The sequence below is a fragment of the Caballeronia sp. ATUFL_F1_KS4A genome, assembly GCF_023630905.1.
Classification (GTDB): Bacteria; Pseudomonadota; Gammaproteobacteria; order Burkholderiales; family Burkholderiaceae; genus Caballeronia; species Caballeronia zhejiangensis.
Genome location: NZ_JALQEB010000002.1, coordinates 402,346 through 420,989, shown reverse-complemented (window position 1 = coordinate 420,989; position 18,644 = coordinate 402,346). Strand labels below are relative to the sequence as shown.

Here is an 18,644-nt window from a genome sequence, read left to right as displayed (position 1 = left end):
CTTCTCGCTCAAATCTTTCCTCGGTGTTCGGTTTGCATGGAAATGCGTCGTTTCGATTCGCGGTGCGGATCGGCACACGAGAATTCGATATTCTAATCCTGTGTCGATCACGCGCTCGACGGAACGTCGCTATTACCGGGCTTGCGCCGATCCGTCCGGCGCGCCGGCGCGAGGCGGCGGCAGGCGTCGTGTCAGACGTTCGCCGCGGCCGAGCATCAGTCCGGCGAAGCACCAGAAGGCGAGCGCCGTCGTCTGCCACATGAAGTCATCGGTCGAATTCTTCGCGATCATGCCGCCGACCAGTGCGATGCCACCCGCGGCAAGCCACGGCAATTCGCGCCGCAAGCGCCAGAAGCGGACGACGAGTGCCGCGAACAGCAACACTTCGAGCACGACGCCGACGACGCCCGTCTCGAGCCACGTATTGAGGAAGAGGTTGTGGGCGTGGGTCAGCGCTTGCGGCTCGGCGGCGAGCAGGCGCGGCGGCATTTCCTTCGCGTACACCTCGCCCGGCAGCGGCTTGCCGAAACCGATGCCGGTCCACGAATGCCGCTCGCCGGCCTTGCCGTAGAAAGCCCAGAGGCGCGGGCGCGTATCGGCGGCGAGCGTATCCGCAATGCCCGGCAGAAACGACGGCACCGGAACGCGATCGCCCTCGATCGTCACGCCGTGTGCAGGGAGCGCCGTCGGATGCAGCGGGAGACGGCTGCGCGAACTGAATTCGAGCGCACCGACCACCGTCACGGCGAGAATCAGAAGCACCACGGCCGCGAGCGCCATGTGTCGTCGATAGAGCGGGTACAGCGCGATCAGCAGCGTGACGAACGCCGCAAGCCCGAAGAAACGGTTGAGCGTCGCGACGCCGATGAACACACTGAGCAGCACGCCCGTCACGCCGATCACGCGCCATTTGCCGAGCATCATGCCGGTGAAGAGCGCTATCGCGAAAAGCGCGATCGTGCTCGTGTGGCCCACGCGATTGTAGTAGTGCAGCATGAAGGTGTCGGCGGTGGGCGGCTGCAGTTGCCCCCAATAGACGACGCTGATAACCGCGACGAGCACGCAGCCGAGCCAGTGCGCGACGACGAAGCGTTCGGGCCTCGCCGTGCGGGCCCCGAGCAGCCAGAATGCATAGAACGTGACGAGCGGATACAGGACTTCGTCCAGCCACGCGTGCATGCTTTCCGACGGATACGCCGACCACGACACCGACGCGAACGTCCATGCCGCCCAGAGCCCCGCGGGCGCAAGGAGTGGCCAGTGCAGCGGAGACGGCGCCTTGCGCGTCGCGGCCAGCGTGAGCGTGCCGATCCCGATGAATCCCAGCGCGATATTCTCGAGCGCGGTCATATGCGCGAACGCCACGACGAAGAGAATGACCGGCGCGCCGATCCATAGAAACCAATCAGGCTGAAAGCGAACCGTTCTTGTCGTCATAGACCTTCGGCCAGCATTTCTTCGAGCGCCCCGCGCACCATGTCGAGCGAGATGAGGCCCATACAGGCCGCGTGATCGCCGCGCCAGGCGACGCACGTCGTTTCATTGCGGTCGCAGCGACGGACCCACGCAATCTTTCGCCGAAAGATGTCCGGCTCGTCGCGGCACGGCATGTCGACGATAGTAACCGGTCTGAAGCGCGCATCGCGCCAGAATTCGCCGGCACCGTGGATCATCGCGTTGCCAGGTCCGAAGAGCGCGATCGTCGGCACGCTCACCATGCGCCCCAAATGCGCAACGCCCGTGTCCGGGCACACCAGTGCTCGCGACCCGGCAAAGAGATGCCACAGATCGCCGAGTCCGACGCGGCCCGCGAAGCTCACATAGCGCGCTTCGGGGTCGATTGCGCGGATCAGCTCCACTTCGCCCGGTCCGCCGCTCCATACGGGCGTATAGCCGAGCGTTTCGACATGCCGGGCGAGCGCACGCCAGCGATCGTGCGGCCAGCGTTTGACCGACGTGCTCGCGCCCGGATGCAGCACGACATACGGTTGCGCAAGCAACGCGGCGTCCGACGGCGCGAAACTCGCGGCCACCGGCGCCGGCCAGTCGCTCGGCCGATAACGCGCCGGCGCGGGCCCGTCGATCAGCGTGGCCGCGATGTCGGCCCACGCGGCCGGCTTTGACGGATAAGCATGCGACTCGTCGAGCGGCCAGTTTTTCCACGCAGGCGTGTCGTCGCCATGACCGACGATCCAGCGGCATTTCGCGGCAATCGCAAGCCATGCATGACGATTGTCCCCGACGACGATGCCGAGATCGTACGGACCGGACTTCAGCACGGCCGAGACGCTTGCGGCATCGCGAGGATCGAAGGGCAGCGCCTCTGCGCCATAGGGATGTCCCGCGTAAAGCGGCACGATCGCCTTCGGGCACGTGAGCGCCATGCGCGCCTGCGGATAGCGCACGCGCAGCTTCGCGACGAGCGGCGTGAGCAGCAACGTATCGCCGAGCAGCAGATGATGGGCGATCAGAATGCTCGACACGTCGGTCGGCTTATTGCGAAACGCCTTGAAAGCAAGCTTGGGTATCGCTCGGGCAATGATGCGTATGCGCCCGGAGAGTCGGCTCATAGAATCAAAACAGGATTGCTTGCGGGCTGCCGCACGAGGAACACCGGCGCCATTACGCGCTCCTGTTCGCAAATGGAGTCCCTCATGCCGGACGTCATCATGGGCGACGATGCGATGCGGTGCGCGAACCAAAAACCCCGGTTCTTGACGACGGATGTGATGGGAACCAAACTCGCCTCGATCGATCTTTTGCGACGCGCTCGCGTGAGGCAAACTAGCGACCTCGGTCGACCCGGACAACAAAAAGAGGCCTGAGGCCTCTCTGAATGCTCGATTCAGGCAGGGTGAATTAGACCGCATCGCGCCTTGCCGAACTAATAATTCAAGAATTATACCAACACTAACGCCACTCCAACGCTCCATGTCCCGCCCAACCCTCGGCATCGCCATCATCACCCACAACGCGGCCGCGCGGCTCGCGCAATGCCTGCAGGCCGTTTCCTTCGCCGATGAAATCGTCGTCGTCGACGGCGGCAGCAGCGATGCGACCGTGGGCATCGCCGAGGCGCATCGCGCGCGCGTGATCGTGGCGCGCGACTGGCCAGGCTTCGGCCCGCAGAAGAACCGCGCGCTCGACGCGCTCTCGACCGACTGGGTGCTGTCCATCGACGCCGACGAGATCGTGTCGCCCGAACTGGCCGCTTCGATCCGCGCCGCGATCACCGATCCGCAAGCCGACGTCTACGCGGTCGACCGCCTGTCGAGCTTCTGCGGCACATGGGTGAAGCACAGCGGCTGGTATCCCGACTGGATTCCGCGCCTGTTCCGGCGCGGCACGGCGCGCTTCTCGCCCGATCTCGTGCACGAGCGGCTCGTGCTGTCGACCGGCAAGCCCGTCGTGCGCCTTTCCGGCAAGCTGATGCACTACTCCTACGAGGATTTCGAAGCGGTATTGCGCAAGCTCGACGCCTACTCGACGGCGGGTGCGCAACAACGCCACGCGGCCGGAAAGCGCGGCAGCTTCGGCATCGCGGTGTCGCGCGGCGCGTGGGCGTTCGTGCGGACTTACGTGCTGCGCCGCGGCTTTCTGGACGGCAAAACCGGCTTCATGATCGCGCTATTCAACGCGCAGACGGTCTACTACCGGTTCCTGAAGCTGGCGCATCTCAACGAAGCGCGCTGATTGGCTCAGCGCTTCGCATCGATGTCACGCGCGAGATCGAGCAAAGCGCGCACATGCGACTCGACGCTCGCGTCATAGCGCACCGCGCCGGCTAACGCGCGCGGGGCGTCGCGCCGCGCTTCGATCGCCTCCTGCACCGTGCGGCGCAGATCGTCGGCGTCGCCAGGTTTGAAGACGTGCTTCGCGTGATCTGCAATGGCGTCGCAACAGCCGATGCACGCCGGGAAGATCACCGGCGTCCCGGACATCACCGATTCGATGCCGACGAGTCCGAATGGCTCGTAGCTCGACGCAAGAATGGTGAAATCCGCCGCGCGATACGCATCTTCGATGTTCTTCGCGTAGCCGACATAGCGCACGTTCGCTGCCGGCTTCTCGGGCGCGCGGCCCGCGACGGCGATCACGACGTTCATCCCGGCGAGCGCCTTCTCGATCAGCGGCAAGCCCTTGCGCTCGTGGCTGCTCGACGGAAACAGCAGCACGGTTTCATCCGGTTCGAAGCCGAACTGCTCGCGCAGACGCGCACGCGCAGCGGCACCGACGGGCGAAAATCGCGCGCCGTCGACGGGCGGATAAAGCACGCGAATCTTGCGGATATCCACGCCATACAACGCGCGCAGCTCGTCGCTCATCATGTCCGAATGCGCGACGACCACGTTCGCGTGCGCGTATTGACGCCGCTCCAGTGCGATCTGCCGCGTGTCCGAGGGTTTCTCGCGCCGCCCGGTCGCGCGCAGGAAGCCGATATGGGTGCCGCCGCAAATGGCGATCTCGGAACCTTCCACGCGATTGCAGCCGATGAGCACGTCGACCTTCGCCTTCTTGCGCGCACGCTTGAGCGCCCACGAGAAATACGCGTCGCGCAGCTTGCCCGGCAGAAACGACACCTTGATGCGATGCGGCTCGATCAATCGGCTTTCGGGCAGCGACGTGTCGATCTTGCGGGCGAAAAACGCGGGCTTGCGCTTGCCTTCGAAGCCCGCGGCGGCGAGGCCGCGCACGAGATCCATCGCGTAGCGTTCGAGTCCGCCGGAATGCTTGAGCGCATTCGCCGAAATGCCGATCCGCATCAGTAGACGATTTCGATCGCGCTGCCCGCGAATTCGCCGCGCAGCGCCGTGATGAGATCGTCGGTCGGCTTCACGCGCCACGCGTCGCCGAGGCGCACTTCGCCTTCGGCATGCTCGCTGCGATAGACGATGCTCACGTTCAGGCCGTTCGGAATCGGCGCGCTTTGACGCTGGCGGCCGTTCTCCTTCACGGGCATGGGCGGCGGCGCTTCCTGCGCGCCCGCCGCATGCGCTTGGAGCACGCGGCGCAGGCGCAAGGCATCGGCGTTGCCGTTCATCTCGACCTTGACCGACTGCGCGTAGCGGCTGCGCGCGCGTTCGAGGTCCATCGCCGTATCGACGGTGAAACGGATGCCGCCCGTGAACGCGTCGTTGCGCGCCATGCCCTGCACGACGAGCAGCTCGTCTTCCTTGAAGAGCGCCTTGTTCGCTTCGAACTGCTCGTTGAAGACGGTGACTTCGCATTGGCCGCTGCCATCGTCGAGATTCACGATCAGCATCTTGCCGCGCTGGGTCATCTGCGTGCGCATGGCGGAGATCACGCCCGCGATGAGCTTGTCGCGCCCTTCCTTTAGCTCGCCGATCTTCTGGCGCACGAAGCGGCGCACTTCACCCTTGTAGGCATCGAACAGATGGCCCGACAGATAGAAGCCGAGCGCGGTCTTTTCTTCCTGCAGACGCTTCTTGTCGGACCACTCGGCTTCGTCGACGTACTCGTGCTTCGCGAGCGGCGCGTCGCCCATGTCGAAGAGGCCGGCTTGCATTGCGTTGGCGGCGGCCTGATCGGCGGCTTCCATCGCCATCGGGACGGAGGCGAGCAACTGCGCGCGATTCGCGTGAATCGAATCGAACGCGCCCGCGCGGATCAGCGCTTCCACCGTGCGCCGATTCACGACACGACGGTCGATGCGCTCGCAGAAGTCGAACAGATCGACGAACGGGCCGTCTTCGCGCGCACGCAGAATCTCTTCGATTGCGTTCTGGCCGCTGCCTTTCACCGCACCCAGGCCGTAGCGAATGGTTTTCGAGCGCTTGCCATCGGCTTCCGCGACCGGTTCGAAGCGATACGCCGACTGGTTGATATCGGGCGGCAAAACCGCCATGCCGTTCGCCAGGCAGTCTTCGAACAGGATCTTGACCTTGTCCGTGTCGTCCATGGCGAGCGACATGTTGGCGGCCATGAATTCCGCCGGATGATGCGCCTTCAGCCACGCCGTGTGATACGCGAGCAACGCATACGCCGCCGCGTGCGACTTGTTGAAGCCGTAGCCGGCGAACTTCTCCATCAGGTCGAAGGTCTCGTCCGCCTTCTCGCGCGTGAGGCCGTTCTTCGCCGCGCCTTCCGCGAAAATCTCGCGATGCTTGGCCATTTCCTCGGGCTTTTTCTTGCCCATCGCGCGACGCAGCAAGTCCGCGCCGCCGAGCGAGTAGCCGCCGATGATCTGCGCCATCTGCATCACCTGCTCCTGATAGACCATGATGCCGTAGGTCTCTTTCAGAACAGGTTCGACGCGCGGATCCGGATATTCGACGATCTCGCGCCCGTGCTTGCGCGCGCAGAAGCTCGGGATCAGGTCCATCGGGCCCGGCCGATACAACGCAACCAGCGCGATGATGTCCTCGAAGCGGTCCGGCTGCGCGTCCTTCAGCATGCCCTGCATGCCGCGGCTTTCCAGCTGGAACACGGCGACGGTGTTCGCTTTCTTCAATATCTGAAACGAGGCCGGATCGTCGAGCGGAACCTGCGCGAGGCTCCAGTCCTTCTTCGACGGATCGAGGCGGCGAATATAGCGCTCCGCCCAGTCCAGAATCGTCAGCGTGGTGAGGCCCAAAAAGTCGAACTTCACGAGGCCGACGGCTTCGACGTCGTCCTTGTCGTACTGACTGACGACGCCGCCGTCTTCGCCTTGCGTGTAGAGCGGGCAGAAGTCCGTGAGCTTGCCCGGCGCGATCAGCACGCCGCCCGCGTGCATGCCGACGTTACGCGTCAACCCTTCAACGCGCTGCGCGAGTTCGAGCAGTTGATGCACTTCGTCTTCGGAATCGAAGCGTTCCTGAAGCGTGGGCTCTTCCTTCATCGCGTCCGCGATGGTCACGTGCTTGCCCGGCTTGAACGGAATCAGCTTCGCGACGCCGTCGGTGAACATGTAGCCGAGATCGAGCACGCGGCCGATGTCGCGCACCGCCGCCTTCGCCGCCATCGTGCCGAAGGTCGCGATCTGCGACACGGCATCCGCGCCGTACTTGCCCTTCACGTACTGAATGACGCGGTCGCGCCCTTCCTGACAGAAGTCGATGTCGAAGTCGGGCATCGACACGCGTTCCGGGTTCAGGAAGCGCTCGAACAGCAGGTTGTAGCGCAGCGGATCGAGATCGGTGATGCCGAGCGCGTACGCGACGAGCGAACCCGCGCCCGAGCCCCGCCCCGGACCGACTGGCACGCCATTGTTCTTCGCCCACATGATGAAGTCGGCGACGATCAGGAAGTAGCCCGGAAAGCCCATCTTGATGATCGTGCCGCATTCGAAATCGAGGCGCGCGTAGTACGTTTCGCGCTGCGCGCTGCGTTCGGCTTCATCGGGATAAAGCTGTTGCAGACGGACTTCGAGGCCTTCCTTCGACAACTGCACGAGGTAGTCGTCGAGCGACATGCCGTCGGGCGTCGGGAACAGCGGCAGCTTCGGCTTGCCGAGTTCGAGCGTCAGATTGCAGCGCTTCGCGATCTCGACAGTGTTCGCGAGCGCCGACGGAATGTCCGCGAAGAGCGCGCACATCTCGTCCTGCGTGCGGAAATACTGGTCCTGCGTGAAGCGCTTCTGCCGACGCGGATTCGCGAGAATATCGCCTTCGGAAATGCACACGCGCGCTTCGTGCGCGGTGAAGTCGTCGGGCGTCATGAACTGCATCGGATGCGTCGCGACGACCGGCAACTTCAGCTTCGCCGCGAGCTTGACCGCTTCCTGCACGTAAGCCTGCTCGCCCGGCTGACCGGCGCGCTGCAGTTCGATGTAGAACGCGTTCGGAAAGAGCTTCGTCCAGCGCTCGGCGTTGCGTTGCGCGGATTGCACGTTGCCCGCCGCGAGCGCCATGCCGATATCTCCGCCCTGCGCGCCCGAAAGCGCGAGCAGTCCCGTTGCGAGCCCTTCTTCGAGCCATTCGACCATCACCTCGGCGCGGCCGCGATACTGGTTCGTGAGCCACGCGCGGCTCAACAGCTCGCACAGGTTGAGGTAGCCCTGTTTGTCGCGAACGAGTAACAGGAGGCGCGAAGGCTTGTCGCGATCGGCGGGATTGGTAATCCAGACGTCGCAACCGGCGATGGGCTTCACGCCCATGCCGCGCGCTTCCTTATAGAAGCGCACGAGACCGAATGCGTTGCCGAGATCGGTCAGCGCGAGCGCGCCTTGCCCGTCTTTTGCGGCAGCCTTGACGACGTCGTCCAGCCGCACGATGCCGTCGGCGATCGAGAATTCGGAGTGGACGCGGAGATGAACGAAGCGGGGATCTGACATGGCGGTATTGTACATGCGGGCCATCGGCTGAACCGGCGCCGAAGGGCGCGTTAGCCGAACGGATAAGGCCCGCGCCGCGCCCGGAATTGCGCGTGCGCAAGGCTTCGCGACGCGACAGCGGGAATCCGGCGAAGATGCGGGCCGTTTGCGGGATAATACGTGTTTTGCGCGCGATTTTCGCCCGCACTTTTTACCCGTCACAGCCGTTTTGCGCGTCATCCGATCATGAGCATCCTGAATCTCTCCGCCTATAAATTCGTCACCATCGAAGACGGCCCCGCGTGGCGGCCGCTCGTCACCGAACGCTGCAACGCGCTCGGTCTGAAGGGCACGATTCTGCTGGCGCCGGAGGGCATCAATCTGTTCATCGCTGGGCCGGTCGCCGAGGTCCGCGAGTTCATCGACTACATCCGCACGGACGCGCTCTTCGGCGGCCGCTTCGCCGATCTGCAATTCAAGGAAAGCCTTTCCGCGAAGCAGCCGTTTCGCCGCATGCTGGTGAAGCTCAAGCGCGAAATCATCACGATGAAGAAGCCCGCGATCAGGCCGGAACTCGGCCGCGCGCCGTCCGTCGACGCGCCCACGCTCAAAGCCTGGCTCGACCGCGGCCACGACGACGAAGGCCGTCCTGTCGTGATGCTCGACACGCGCAACGCATTCGAGGTCGATGTCGGCACGTTCGACAACGCGCTCGACTACCGCATCACGAAGTTCAGCGAGTTTCCTGAAGTGATCGAGCAGAATCGGGCGGATCTGGACGGCAAGACGGTCGTGTCGTTCTGCACCGGCGGGATTCGCTGCGAGAAAGCCGCGATTCACATGAAGGAAGTGGGCATCGAGCATGTTTATCAGCTTGAAGGCGGCATTCTGAAGTATTTCGAGGAAGTCGGCGGCGCGCACTACAACGGCGAGTGCTTCGTGTTCGATTACCGCACGGCGCTCGATCCGAACCTGCAGCCGACCGCAACCGCACAATGTTTCGGCTGCCGCGCGGTGGTGTCGGTCGAAGATCAGCAGTCGCCGTTCTACAAGCCGGGCGAGGCGTGCCCGGCTTGCCATCCCGACGCGAAGGTCGGCGCCGCCGCGTAATGATTTATCGAGGACGATTTGCGCCCTCACCCACCGGCCCGCTGCATGCGGGCTCGCTCGTCAGCGCGCTCGCGAGTTTTCTCGATGCGCGCGCGCACGGCGGACGCTGGATCGTGCGCGTCGAAGATGTCGACGCACCGCGCACGGTTCCCGGCGCCGCCGATGAAATCCTCGCGACGCTCGAACACTTCGGCATGCACTCGGACGAGCCGCCCGTCTGGCAGAGCGCGCGCGGCGACGCGTATCGCGCCGCGTTCGAGCGTCTTCAGGCGACGGGTCTCATCTATCCGTGTGGTTGCACGCGCCGCGAAATCGCCGACTCGCTGGTGAACGCCCACGCGCGCCATGCGACGCTCGCCTATCCGGGAACGTGCCGCACCGGCCTGCACGGCAAGCCCGCGCGCGCGTGGCGGCTGCGCGTGCCGGACGGCGACGCGGCAGTCGTCAGGTTCGTCGATCGCTGGCAAGGCGCGCAGACGCAGGATCTCGCGACCGAAGTCGGCGATTTCGCGCTGAAACGCGCCGATGGACTGTGGGCCTATCAGCTCGCGGTCGTCGTCGACGATGCCGATGCCGGCATTACCCACGTCGTGCGCGGCGCCGACCTGCTCGATTCGACCGCGCGGCAAATCTACTTGCAGCAGTGCCTTGGCGTGCCGACGCCGGAATACCTGCATGTGCCTGTGGTCAACAACGGCATCGGCGAAAAGCTGAGCAAGCAGACGGGCGCGGCGCCGCTCGATCGCAACGCGCCGCTCGATGCGCTCGTCGAAGCGGCGCGGCATCTGGGCATCGAAGCGCCGGCCGCATCGCTGGAAACGTTCTACAGCGCCGCAACGGCGGAATGGGCGAAGCGTTTCGCGCGCTAGACGCAAAAAAGGCAGCCGCGCGGGCTGCCTCTTTCGATTCGAAGCGCAACGAAAATCACGACTTGCGCGGCATGCCCAGACCGCCGAGCAACGCCGCGAGCGGCTGCTTCGGCGCGCTCTTGCGCTCGGGCTCGACCGTTTCTTCCTGACGCTTCATCGCCGAGGGCGACGGCTCGTACGGCTTTAGGAAAAATTCGTCGATGGGCTGCTGACGGCCGCGCGGGCGATCGTGCGTGCCCGTCGTGCGGCGGCGCGGACCCGACTCGTCGCGCGGCGAATGCCGATGCTCCGTGCGCTCCGGTCGACCGAATCGCTCGTCACGACGCGGCGCCGATGCGTCGCGGCGCGCGCGAATCGTCACTTCGAGCGGCTCGACCTGGAGCGGACGCTTGATCAGCTTCTCGATGTCGGCGAGCTGCTTGCGCTCGTTCGCGCTGCACAGCGACAGCGCATCGCCCGATGCGCCCGCGCGCCCGGTCCGGCCGATGCGGTGCACGTAATCTTCCGCGTTGAACGGCAGATCGAAGTTGATGACCGCCGGCAATTCGGCGATATCGAGACCGCGCGCGGCGACGTCGGTGGCGACGAGCGCCTCGATCTCGCCGCGCTTGAACGCGTCGAGCGCCTGCATGCGTTCGCTCTGCGAGCGGTCGCCGTGAATCGCCGTCGCGACGATGCCGTCCTTCTCCAGCACGCGCGCGAGGCGGCTCGCGCCGATCTTGCTATTGCAGAAAACGATCACCTGCTTCAGTTCGCGCTCGCGGATGAGCTGCGCGACCGCGCCGGATTTGTCGCTCTCGTGCACTTCGTAGACGATCTGGCGCACATTCGCATTCGTCGAATTGCTGCGCGCGACTTCGATCGTCTGCGGATTGCGCAGATACGTGGACGCGAGCTTCTTGATTTCCGGCGAGAACGTCGCCGAGAACAGCAGCGTCTGACGTTCCTTCGGCAGCAGATTCAGGATGCGCTGGAGATCGGGCAGAAAGCCCATGTCCAGCATGCGATCGGCTTCGTCGAGCACGAGCATCTGAACCTGACCGAGATTCACCGTCTTCTGCTGAACGTGATCGAGCAGACGGCCCGGCGTCGCGATCAGGATCTCGACGCCACGGCGCAACGCGTCGGACTGCGGATTCATGTCGACGCCGCCGAACACGACCGTGCTGCGCAGCGGCGTGTGCTTCGAGTACGTCTGCACGTTGGCGGCGACCTGGTCAGCGAGCTCGCGCGTCGGCGTGAGCATCAGCGCGCGCACCGGATGACGCGCGGGCGAGGCACTCGTGTTCGCGCTCGGCAAGAGCCGCTGGATGATGGGCAGCGAGAAACTCGCGGTCTTGCCGGTGCCGGTCTGCGCGGCGCCCATGACGTCGCGGCCCGCGAGGACGACGGGAATGGCCTGCGCCTGAATCGGCGTGGGCGTCGTGTAGCCGGACTCGCGCACCGCTTTCAGGATGTCGGCGGACAAACCGAACTGGTCGAACGTCGGCGCTGCGGCCGGTGCGGTGGACGTGTTCGTGGCGACGGAATCGGACATGGTGACTATATTGGCTTTCGCTAAAATGCCGCACGATGCGGCGCGCGTAAAAAACTCGGTCGGTTGTTTCGGTCGATCGTCGCGATCGGTTGCTTACGCGGATGGTTTCGTTGGTGCACGCGGCGCGTCGGTCAAGCGCAAGGTGCGCGCGCTGGACGGGGCGGCCGGTCAATCGAGCATCACGCCCCGCTCATTGCTCTGTTTCGATCCGCGTGCCGGCGTTCCGATGGAACACGGCTTCGATGACGCCTTCAAGGCACGCGGCATCGCGCGATCTGTCTTCCAAAGCGGCCGGGCGCTCGACGCCCATGTGCCCGCTCAAGCGGCATCGAACGGCGATGCCGGAAATTCTGGACTCGATCCGGCCGCGATATTAACAGCCGGAAAGCCGCACATTGTAGCACCGCGCGCCGAAGCGCTCCGGCGGCGCGAGAGCGCACCCGGAGCGTACAGCAAGCGGCGCGCCTATTTCTTGCGCGCCTCGCAATCGGCGAGCAGCGGCGGCGAATCTTTCGCGGCCATCTCATCGTAGAGATTCGCCTGCGGGCCCTTGGTCCACCACGTATATTGATCGGCGACGTATTTCGCGCCCGATCCCGCGATCACGTTGACGAACAGGAGCTTACGTCCGTCGACGGTCAACGCCGCGAAGCTCTGATGGTTGCGCGTGTTCGTGTATTAAACGGACACGCTTTTGCCGTCCTTGCAGTCGTAGCGCGTGGTCTGCGTCGACGCGGTCTGGATCTGCGGCACGGTGAGCGGCATGGCGAGCGCCGCCTGGGCGCCGAGCAACGCGAGCATGATCGCAATCGGTTTTTTCATCGTTCGATTCACTTGTGTTTGGTGCGCGAGGCAGCGCTCAAGGGTCGATGACTTCCGCGCATGCGTCGGTCGGCGCGGCAGCGACATGCCCGACCACCGGCACGATTTTCAGTCCCGCCGACGCGATCCGGCACGGCGCCGCCGCAAGTCCGCAGCCCGAAAGCGCCACGCAGACCACGACGAGCGCGGACATCGGTTTCCATTTCACTTGCTCGCTCCCGCCGGCGCGCGCGCCGGTCATCTGGCCGAAACCGGCCTCACCTTCGACGCTGCGAGTTTCGCGCGTTCGCGCGCTTCGCCGGTGTCGGCGCCCGTTGCGAGCGCGACGCCCATGCGGCGCTTCACGAAACTTTCCGGCTTGCCGAAAAGCCGCAGATCCGCACCGGGCACGGCGAGCGCTTCGGCGACGCCCTCGAACGCGATGCCCGCTTCATCCAGCCCGCCGTAGATCACCGCCGACGCGCCGGGCGCGCGCAAAGCGGTATCGACGGGCAAGCCGAGGATCGCGCGCGCGTGCAGTTCGAACTCGGAGAAACGTTGCGTCGCGAGCGTGACGAGGCCGGTGTCGTGCGGACGCGGGCTCACTTCCGAGAACCAGACGTCGTCGCCGCGCACGAAGAGTTCGACGCCGAAGAGTCCGCGCCCGCCGAGCGCGGTCACGACCTTCGCGGCGACATCGCGCGATTTGGCGAGCGCGGCCGGGCTCATCGCCTGCGGCTGCCACGACTCGACGTAATCGCCCGCGACCTGAACGTGACCGATCGGATCGCAGAAGTAAGTTTGCGTCTCGCCGCTCGCGGGGTCCGCCGCGCGCACGGTGAGCTGCGTGATCTCGTATTCGAAGTCGATGAAGCCCTCGACGATCACGCGCCCGTGATTCACGCGCCCGCCCGCCATCGCGTAGTTCCACGCGGGTTCGACGTCGGCGTCGCTTTTGAGCACCGACTGGCCTTTCCCCGACGACGACATCACCGGCTTCACGACGCACGGAAAGCCGATCTTCGCGATCGCCGCCTTCATCTCGTCGAGCGATTGCGCGAACGCGTACGGCGAAGTCGGCAAGCCCAGTTCTTCGGCCGCGAGCCGCCGGATGCCTTCGCGATTCATCGTGAGCTGCGTGGCGCGCGCCGTCGGGATGACGGTTGCGAGCCCGGCCGATTCGATATCGGCGAGCGCTTCGGTCGCGATCGCCTCGATCTCCGGCACGATCAGATGCGGCTGCTCCTTCTCGACGAGCGCGCGCAGCGCGGCGGCGTCGGTCATGTCGATCACGTGCGCGCGATGCGCGACTTGATGCCCCGGCGCGTTCGCGTACCGGTCCACCGCGATCACTTCGACGCCCAGCCGCTGCAATGCGATGATCACTTCCTTGCCGAGTTCGCCCGCGCCGAGCAGCATCACGCGCGTGGCATTGGGAGAAAGCGGCGTGCCGAGGCGCGTGGCGCCGGTGCGGCGTGGATCGGTCTGCATGAGTGCTCCAGAATCGGGTGGTGAGGTCAACGAGGCGCAAAGCGGCTGAATTGGGCGCGATGTTAACACGCAGCACCAGCGGCGACACTTTGCCGTTCGGCCTATTGACAGGCGAATGCGCGTCGGAATTCCCGGCGCGTTTCCGATCGATGGCAAGCTCCCGAAAGCGCAGCCAGTCATTTTGTTGCATCGCGGCGCTGGACAAATCACAGGACGCGTGCGATACCCTTACGCTTTCGCCAGCTTCAGGATCATCGATGCCCACGCACTTCCCTCGCGCGTCCGCGCTTACCTCGCCGCGCTCCTCGTCAAATCCGCTGTGGCGCCGCAAGAAGGCGCTCGCGCTGGTCTCCCGCACGTGCGCGCTCGTGGTCGCGGCGAGCGTCGTCGCCGGCTGCGCGATGCCGAAGCACACCGATGCAAGCGCCCCGCCCACCGATCCCTATAATCCTGCCGCCACGCAACTGCTCGACGATACGCAATGGGCGCTCACGAGCTGGACCGATGCGAGCGGCCAGCCGCGCGCCATCCCGCACGCGGGCGAGAACAACGCGCAGCCGCTCACGCTCGATTTCTCTACCGCGAACGGACGCCGTCAGGCGAGCGGCTTCTCGGGCTGCAACCGCTTTGCGGGCGCCTACGAGCTGAAGAACGGCAAGCTCACGTTCGGTCCGCTCGCCGGCACGCGCATGGCGTGCGTGTCCGGCGCGGGCGCGGCGCTCGAGCGGCCGTATCTCGACGCGCTCGCACACGTCGCGAAGAGCGGCGTGCAGATGAATCCGCCGCAAGCGCTGCAACTGACGCTCGACGACGCTCAGGTGCTCACCTTCGCGCCACGTGGGAAATGATGTGTTGCGTACTCGCGGCAGGAACGTCGTGCGCGTGCGCCAGCCGTTAAACTGCTCGATCGAACAGCCCGGCCGACCGGCGATATCGCTGCGGCCGGGCAGCAGTCTCATTTGTTTCACCCAACATTGATTCAATCTCAAGCATGCACATGGTAGTTCTCGGCTGGTTCGGTGCATCGGTCGTCTGGTTCCTTCCGCTCTTCTGGCGCATCGTCAAACAGGCGCTGCCCGGCGGCGCAGGCGTGCGCGGCCCCGGAACGATCCGCCTCTGGATCGGGTTTGTCGCCGTGCTGATCGCGAGCAGCACGCTCGAAGGCGCGCTCGCAAACTCGCTCGAAACGCAGGCGAACATCAATCGCATCGGACTCGCGCTCGCCGCGGCGCTGAGCGGCCCGGCGCATCTGGCCGGCGCGGGCGCGATCGCGGCGCTCGTGCTCGCCATCTTTCTGCCCTGGCTGATCGAATTCAGCTGGCGCTCGGTGCTCGCATGGGCCGACGAAGCGTTCGGCTTCGGCCTGCCGCAAAGCTGGCTCACGCCCCGCGAACGCGAAAGCGAGTCGCGGCAACAGTCGACGGCCCGTGACAAGGCGCGCGACAAAACGCGTGACAAGACGGCGAACTGGTTCGAACGGCGCGCCCGCGCGAAGACCGCACGCGATTCGCAGGAACGCGCCCATCGCGCCGAGCGTTTCGATTCGCCGACGCCGCGCACCTTGCCCGACGAGCCGACGCTCGGTCTGCCGACCGGTCATCGCAGCACACGTTATCAGCGGCCGACAGCGTGGCGCCCGCCCGCGACCGGCAAGAGCGGCGCGAGCCGCACCGTGGCGGCCGCCGCGAGCGCCGTCGCCACGGCCGAGGCGTACGCGAAACGCCCCGCCTTCGAGGCCGCAGGCGTCGCTCCTCCCGTGACGCAGACCGAGCCGGTGGCGCCTTCGGGCTGGTTGAATTCGTCGCCATCGGCGGCGAATCGCGAGGCCCGGGCGCCGTTTGCGCCGCGTCAGGCGTCGGCGTTCGAGCCTTCCGGATCGGGCCTGCGCGCATCCGTCGCCGTCGACAAGCCGCGCGTCCAGACGCCGCCTCTAGCGCCGCGCGTGGATCGCCCGCGCAGTCCGGCGACATCGATGCCCGCGCAGCGATCGACGGGCGTGGCGAGCATGTCGACATCCGTCGGCACGAATCCCGGCACGAATCCCGGCGCGTCACGCCGGCCGCCTGTGACGCAAGCCCCGCAGGGCTTCAGGCGTCCCCCGGCGCGTCCGGCCGCAGCCGCCGCAGCCGCCGCAGCCGTTTCGACGCGCGAGTTCGCGCCCTCGCCGCTCGCCGCGCCCGCGTTCTCGCGTCCTGCCGCGCCGCTCGGACCGCCGACGCCGCCGCCCGCGCCCGAAGCCATCCAGGCGGCGCTGCGCTCGATCGAAGAGAAGACCGCGATGTGGACGTCACTCGCGGGCGCGAGTCTCGCGCGCGGGCATGTGGCGATGGCGCGCGCCGCGCAGCCCGAAGTCCAGCCGGCCGCCGACGTACCGGAGCTGGCGGCGCCCGTGAAAAGCATCGTCGAAACGGCGCCGGAAGTGACGCCGCTCGTGGACGTGCAGGAAATCGATGAGCGCATCGATCCGCCGTCGATCGACGCGCACGTCATCGCGCCCGCGCTCGTCGAACCGCCGCCGCTTTTCGACATGCGTCTGCCCGAGCCGTCGATTCCCGAATTCGCGGCCTCCGAGCCCGACACGCCGCCCGCGATCGAGGCCGTCGAAGAGGAAGCGGAAGAAACTGCGATGCCGGAGCCGGCGCGCATCGATTTGCCGTCCGAACCGCCGCTGCCTCGCCCGGACGCAACGACGGCAGAACCCGCGCCTGTGGTCCGGGAGCGAGAACCCGAGCCCGAGCCGGACCTGCGCGATCTTGCGCAAACGCCGCCTTGGCTGGACGCGCCCGAGCCCGCCGACGAGCAAGGCGAGCCCCCTCCCCCATCGCTGCTTCGAGTGGTCGATGAGCCGGACGAAATGCCCGCCGAAGATGAACAACCGGTCGCCGAACAGCAGGCATCGGGCGACGAGTTCGCGACGCCGTCGAACATCGTGCGCTTTCCGGTAATCGCCGCCGCGCCGGTCGCGCCGCTGCCAGCGGTCGCCGCGCCCGCCGCTGCGCCCGTGGTGAATCAGCCGAGCCCGGCGCCCGAACCGCGCCCGCCGGTACGCGGTTCCGCGCCGACGGAATTCGAATTCCACGCGCCGCACGCATCGGCGGTGGAATTGCCGACGCTCGATCTGCTCGAACCCGCATCCGATGAAGTCGAGCCAGTCTCCGAGGAGCGTCTGAACGAAACCGGCCTGCTCATCGAGCAGCGCCTTCAAGAATTCAAGGTGCCGGTCACGGTCGTCGGCGCGTCGGCGGGTCCGGTCATCACGCGCTTCGAGGTCGAACCCGCGCTCGGCGTGCGCGGCAGCCAGATCGTCGGCTTGATGAAGGATTTGTCGCGCGGCCTCGGCCTTACGTCGATTCGCGTCGTCGAGACGATTCCCGGCAAGACCTGCATGGGCCTCGAACTGCCTAATCCGAAACGCCAGATGATCCGCCTTTCGGAGATCCTCGAAGACGACGTGTACCGCAACTCGAAGTCGAATCTGACGATCGCGATGGGCAAGGACATCATCGGCAATCCGGTCGTGACGGATCTCGCGAAGGCGCCGCACATGCTGGTCGCGGGCACGACGGGCTCGGGCAAGTCGGTCGCGATCAACGCGATGATCCTCTCGCTGCTTTACAAGGCGAAGCCCGAGGACGTGCGCCTCATCATGATCGACCCGAAGATGCTGGAGCTTTCCGTCTACGAAGGCATTCCGCATCTGCTCGCGCCCGTCGTCACCGACATGAAGCTCGCGTCGAACGCGCTCAACTGGTGCGTCGGCGAAATGGAAAAGCGTTACCGGCTGATGTCGGCGGTCGGCGTGCGCAATTTGCAGGGCTTCAACCAGAAAATCCGCAACACCGAAGCCGCCGGCAAGAAGCTCACGAACCCGTTCTCGCTCACGCCCGATGCGCCCGAGCCGCTCTCGACGCTGCCGCTCATCGTCGTGGTCATCGACGAACTCGCCGATCTGATGATGGTCGCGGGCAAGCAGATCGAGCAACTGATCGCGCGTCTCGCGCAAAAGGCGCGCGCGGCCGGCATCCATCTGATTCTCGCGACGCAGCGGCCATCGGTGGACGTCATCACTGGCCTCATCAAGGCGAATATTCCGACGCGCGTGGCGTTTCAGGTGTCATCCAAGATCGATTCGCGCACGATTCTCGACCAGATGGGCGCGGAATCGCTGCTCGGCGCGGGCGACATGCTGTTCCTGCCGCCCGGCACCGGCTACCCGCAGCGCGTGCACGGCGCGTTCGTCGCGGACGAGGAAGTGCATCGCGTGGTCGAACATCTGAAGCAGTTCGGCGAACCGGAGTACGAGGAAGGCATTCTGTCCGGACCGACGCCCGAAGGCGGCGGCACGCAGGATCTTTTCGGCGATTCGTCCGATGCCGAAGCCGATCCGCTCTACGACGAAGCTGTCGCATTCGTCGTGCGTACGCGGCGCGCGTCGATTTCGTCGGTGCAGCGGCAATTGCGCATCGGCTATAACCGCGCGGCGCGGCTCGTCGAGCAGATGGAAGCAGCAGGCCTCGTCTCGCCGATGGGCAGCAACGGCAACCGCGAAGTGCTCGCGCCGCCCGGCCCCGCCGAATAAGCG

The 18,644-nt window shown here is 65.8% G+C and carries 14 protein-coding genes and 1 pseudogene; 7 read left to right on the top strand and 8 right to left on the bottom strand.

Going from position 1 to position 18,644, the window contains the following annotated elements; genetic code table 11:
- Positions 1 to 132: 132 nt before the first annotated feature.
- Positions 133 to 1,437 carry an O-antigen ligase family protein gene (locus tag NCS03_RS05100; RefSeq protein ID WP_175981885.1) on the bottom strand — a complete coding sequence of 435 codons (1,305 nt, stop codon included), beginning with the start codon at positions 1,435 to 1,437 and terminating at the stop codon, positions 133 to 135.
- Positions 1,434 to 2,570, bottom strand: a complete 1,137-nt coding sequence (locus NCS03_RS05095) for a glycosyltransferase family 9 protein (protein ID WP_175981883.1) — start codon at positions 2,568 to 2,570, stop codon at positions 1,434 to 1,436. Before NCS03_RS05095 ends, NCS03_RS05100 begins: the two co-directional genes overlap by 4 nt.
- A gap of 84 nt (positions 2,571 to 2,654) precedes the next feature.
- Between NCS03_RS05095 and NCS03_RS05090 the strand changes: the two genes are divergently transcribed.
- Both NCS03_RS05090 and NCS03_RS05085 read left to right on the top strand, forming a co-directional pair.
- The gene (locus NCS03_RS05090) at positions 2,655 to 2,825 is read left to right on the top strand and encodes a hypothetical protein (RefSeq protein ID WP_175981880.1); all 171 of its coding nucleotides are present in this window, start codon (positions 2,655 to 2,657) and stop codon (positions 2,823 to 2,825) included.
- A gap of 106 nt (positions 2,826 to 2,931) precedes the next feature.
- Positions 2,932 to 3,693 (top strand): glycosyltransferase family 2 protein, encoded by a 762-nt coding sequence (locus NCS03_RS05085; RefSeq protein ID WP_175981878.1) that lies wholly within the window; start codon positions 2,932 to 2,934, stop codon positions 3,691 to 3,693.
- A gap of 5 nt (positions 3,694 to 3,698) precedes the next feature.
- On the opposite strand, the gene NCS03_RS05080 is transcribed toward NCS03_RS05085, so the two are convergent.
- Together NCS03_RS05080 and dnaE are read right to left on the bottom strand one after the other, a co-directional pair.
- Positions 3,699 to 4,763 (bottom strand): glycosyltransferase family 4 protein, encoded by a 1,065-nt coding sequence (locus NCS03_RS05080; protein WP_008350640.1) that lies wholly within the window; start codon positions 4,761 to 4,763, stop codon positions 3,699 to 3,701.
- Positions 4,763 to 8,290, bottom strand: coding sequence for a DNA polymerase III subunit alpha (gene dnaE, locus NCS03_RS05075; protein WP_175981876.1), 3,528 nt, complete (start codon positions 8,288 to 8,290; stop codon positions 4,763 to 4,765). Before dnaE ends, NCS03_RS05080 begins: the two co-directional genes overlap by 1 nt.
- A 210-nt stretch (positions 8,291 to 8,500) precedes the next feature.
- On the opposite strand from dnaE, the gene NCS03_RS05070 reads away from it, so the two are divergent.
- Complete coding sequence (locus NCS03_RS05070) at positions 8,501 to 9,364, top strand: sulfurtransferase (RefSeq protein ID WP_244807851.1); 864 nt, start codon at positions 8,501 to 8,503, stop codon at positions 9,362 to 9,364.
- Positions 9,364 to 10,233 carry a tRNA glutamyl-Q(34) synthetase GluQRS gene (gene gluQRS, locus NCS03_RS05065; RefSeq protein WP_008350646.1) on the top strand — a complete coding sequence of 290 codons (870 nt, stop codon included), beginning with the start codon at positions 9,364 to 9,366 and terminating at the stop codon, positions 10,231 to 10,233. Before NCS03_RS05070 ends, gluQRS begins: the two co-directional genes overlap by 1 nt.
- 55 nt (positions 10,234 to 10,288) lie before the next feature.
- On the opposite strand, the gene NCS03_RS05060 is transcribed toward gluQRS, so the two are convergent.
- Positions 10,289 to 11,770: a DEAD/DEAH box helicase gene (locus NCS03_RS05060; protein WP_034471240.1), complete on the bottom strand. Its 1,482-nt coding sequence runs from the start codon at positions 11,768 to 11,770 to the stop codon at positions 10,289 to 10,291.
- On the opposite strand from NCS03_RS05060, the gene NCS03_RS05055 reads away from it, so the two are divergent.
- Positions 11,769 to 12,302 carry a hypothetical protein gene (locus tag NCS03_RS05055; protein WP_250528876.1) on the top strand — a complete coding sequence of 178 codons (534 nt, stop codon included), beginning with the start codon at positions 11,769 to 11,771 and terminating at the stop codon, positions 12,300 to 12,302. The genes NCS03_RS05060 and NCS03_RS05055 overlap by 2 nt on opposite strands.
- Here NCS03_RS05055 and NCS03_RS05050 read toward each other — a convergent pair.
- The 3 genes and pseudogenes from NCS03_RS05050 to purT all read right to left on the bottom strand — a co-directional run bounded on the left by NCS03_RS05050 (position 12,236) and on the right by purT (position 14,062).
- Positions 12,236 to 12,592 (bottom strand): annotated as a pseudogene (locus NCS03_RS05050) (MliC family protein). The gene NCS03_RS05055 and the pseudogene NCS03_RS05050 sit on opposite strands and share 67 nt — an antisense overlap.
- A gap of 37 nt (positions 12,593 to 12,629) precedes the next feature.
- On the bottom strand, positions 12,630 to 12,785 hold the full coding sequence (locus NCS03_RS05045; RefSeq protein ID WP_308196654.1) for a DUF6726 family protein: 156 nt from the start codon (positions 12,783 to 12,785) through the stop codon (positions 12,630 to 12,632).
- 44 nt (positions 12,786 to 12,829) lie between these two features.
- Positions 12,830 to 14,062, bottom strand: a complete 1,233-nt coding sequence (gene purT / locus NCS03_RS05040; RefSeq protein WP_008350653.1) for a formate-dependent phosphoribosylglycinamide formyltransferase — start codon at positions 14,060 to 14,062, stop codon at positions 12,830 to 12,832.
- 257 nt (positions 14,063 to 14,319) lie between these two features.
- Between purT and NCS03_RS05035 the strand changes: the two genes are divergently transcribed.
- Together NCS03_RS05035 and NCS03_RS05030 are read left to right on the top strand one after the other, a co-directional pair.
- Positions 14,320 to 14,910 (top strand): META domain-containing protein, encoded by a 591-nt coding sequence (locus NCS03_RS05035; RefSeq protein ID WP_250528875.1) that lies wholly within the window; start codon positions 14,320 to 14,322, stop codon positions 14,908 to 14,910.
- Positions 14,911 to 15,053: 143 nt separating this feature from the next.
- Positions 15,054 to 18,641: a DNA translocase FtsK gene (locus NCS03_RS05030; RefSeq protein ID WP_250528874.1), complete on the top strand. Its 3,588-nt coding sequence runs from the start codon at positions 15,054 to 15,056 to the stop codon at positions 18,639 to 18,641.
- The last annotated feature ends 3 nt before the right edge of the window (positions 18,642 to 18,644 follow it).

Bases quoted from the DNA above. Each gene is read 5' to 3' on its own strand.
- NCS03_RS05060 (WP_034471240.1), bottom strand. From the start codon at position 11,770: ATGTCCGATTCCGTCGCCACGAACACGTCCACCGCACCGGCCGCAGCG.
- NCS03_RS05070 (WP_244807851.1), top strand. From the start codon at position 8,501: ATGAGCATCCTGAATCTCTCCGCCTATAAATTCGTCACCATCGAAGAC.
- gluQRS (WP_008350646.1), top strand. From the start codon at position 9,364: ATGATTTATCGAGGACGATTTGCGCCCTCACCCACCGGCCCGCTGCAT.
- NCS03_RS05090 (WP_175981880.1), top strand. From the start codon at position 2,655: ATGCCGGACGTCATCATGGGCGACGATGCGATGCGGTGCGCGAACCAA.
- NCS03_RS05030 (WP_250528874.1), top strand. From the start codon at position 15,054: ATGCACATGGTAGTTCTCGGCTGGTTCGGTGCATCGGTCGTCTGGTTC.
- dnaE (WP_175981876.1), bottom strand. From the start codon at position 8,290: ATGTACAATACCGCCATGTCAGATCCCCGCTTCGTTCATCTCCGCGTC.
- NCS03_RS05055 (WP_250528876.1), top strand. From the start codon at position 11,769: ATGGTGACTATATTGGCTTTCGCTAAAATGCCGCACGATGCGGCGCGC.
- NCS03_RS05035 (WP_250528875.1), top strand. From the start codon at position 14,320: ATGCCCACGCACTTCCCTCGCGCGTCCGCGCTTACCTCGCCGCGCTCC.
- purT (WP_008350653.1), bottom strand. From the start codon at position 14,062: ATGCAGACCGATCCACGCCGCACCGGCGCCACGCGCCTCGGCACGCCG.
- NCS03_RS05080 (WP_008350640.1), bottom strand. From the start codon at position 4,763: ATGCGGATCGGCATTTCGGCGAATGCGCTCAAGCATTCCGGCGGACTC.
- NCS03_RS05100 (WP_175981885.1), bottom strand. From the start codon at position 1,437: ATGACGACAAGAACGGTTCGCTTTCAGCCTGATTGGTTTCTATGGATC.
- NCS03_RS05085 (WP_175981878.1), top strand. From the start codon at position 2,932: ATGTCCCGCCCAACCCTCGGCATCGCCATCATCACCCACAACGCGGCC.
- NCS03_RS05045 (WP_308196654.1), bottom strand. From the start codon at position 12,785: ATGTCCGCGCTCGTCGTGGTCTGCGTGGCGCTTTCGGGCTGCGGACTT.
- NCS03_RS05095 (WP_175981883.1), bottom strand. From the start codon at position 2,570: ATGAGCCGACTCTCCGGGCGCATACGCATCATTGCCCGAGCGATACCC.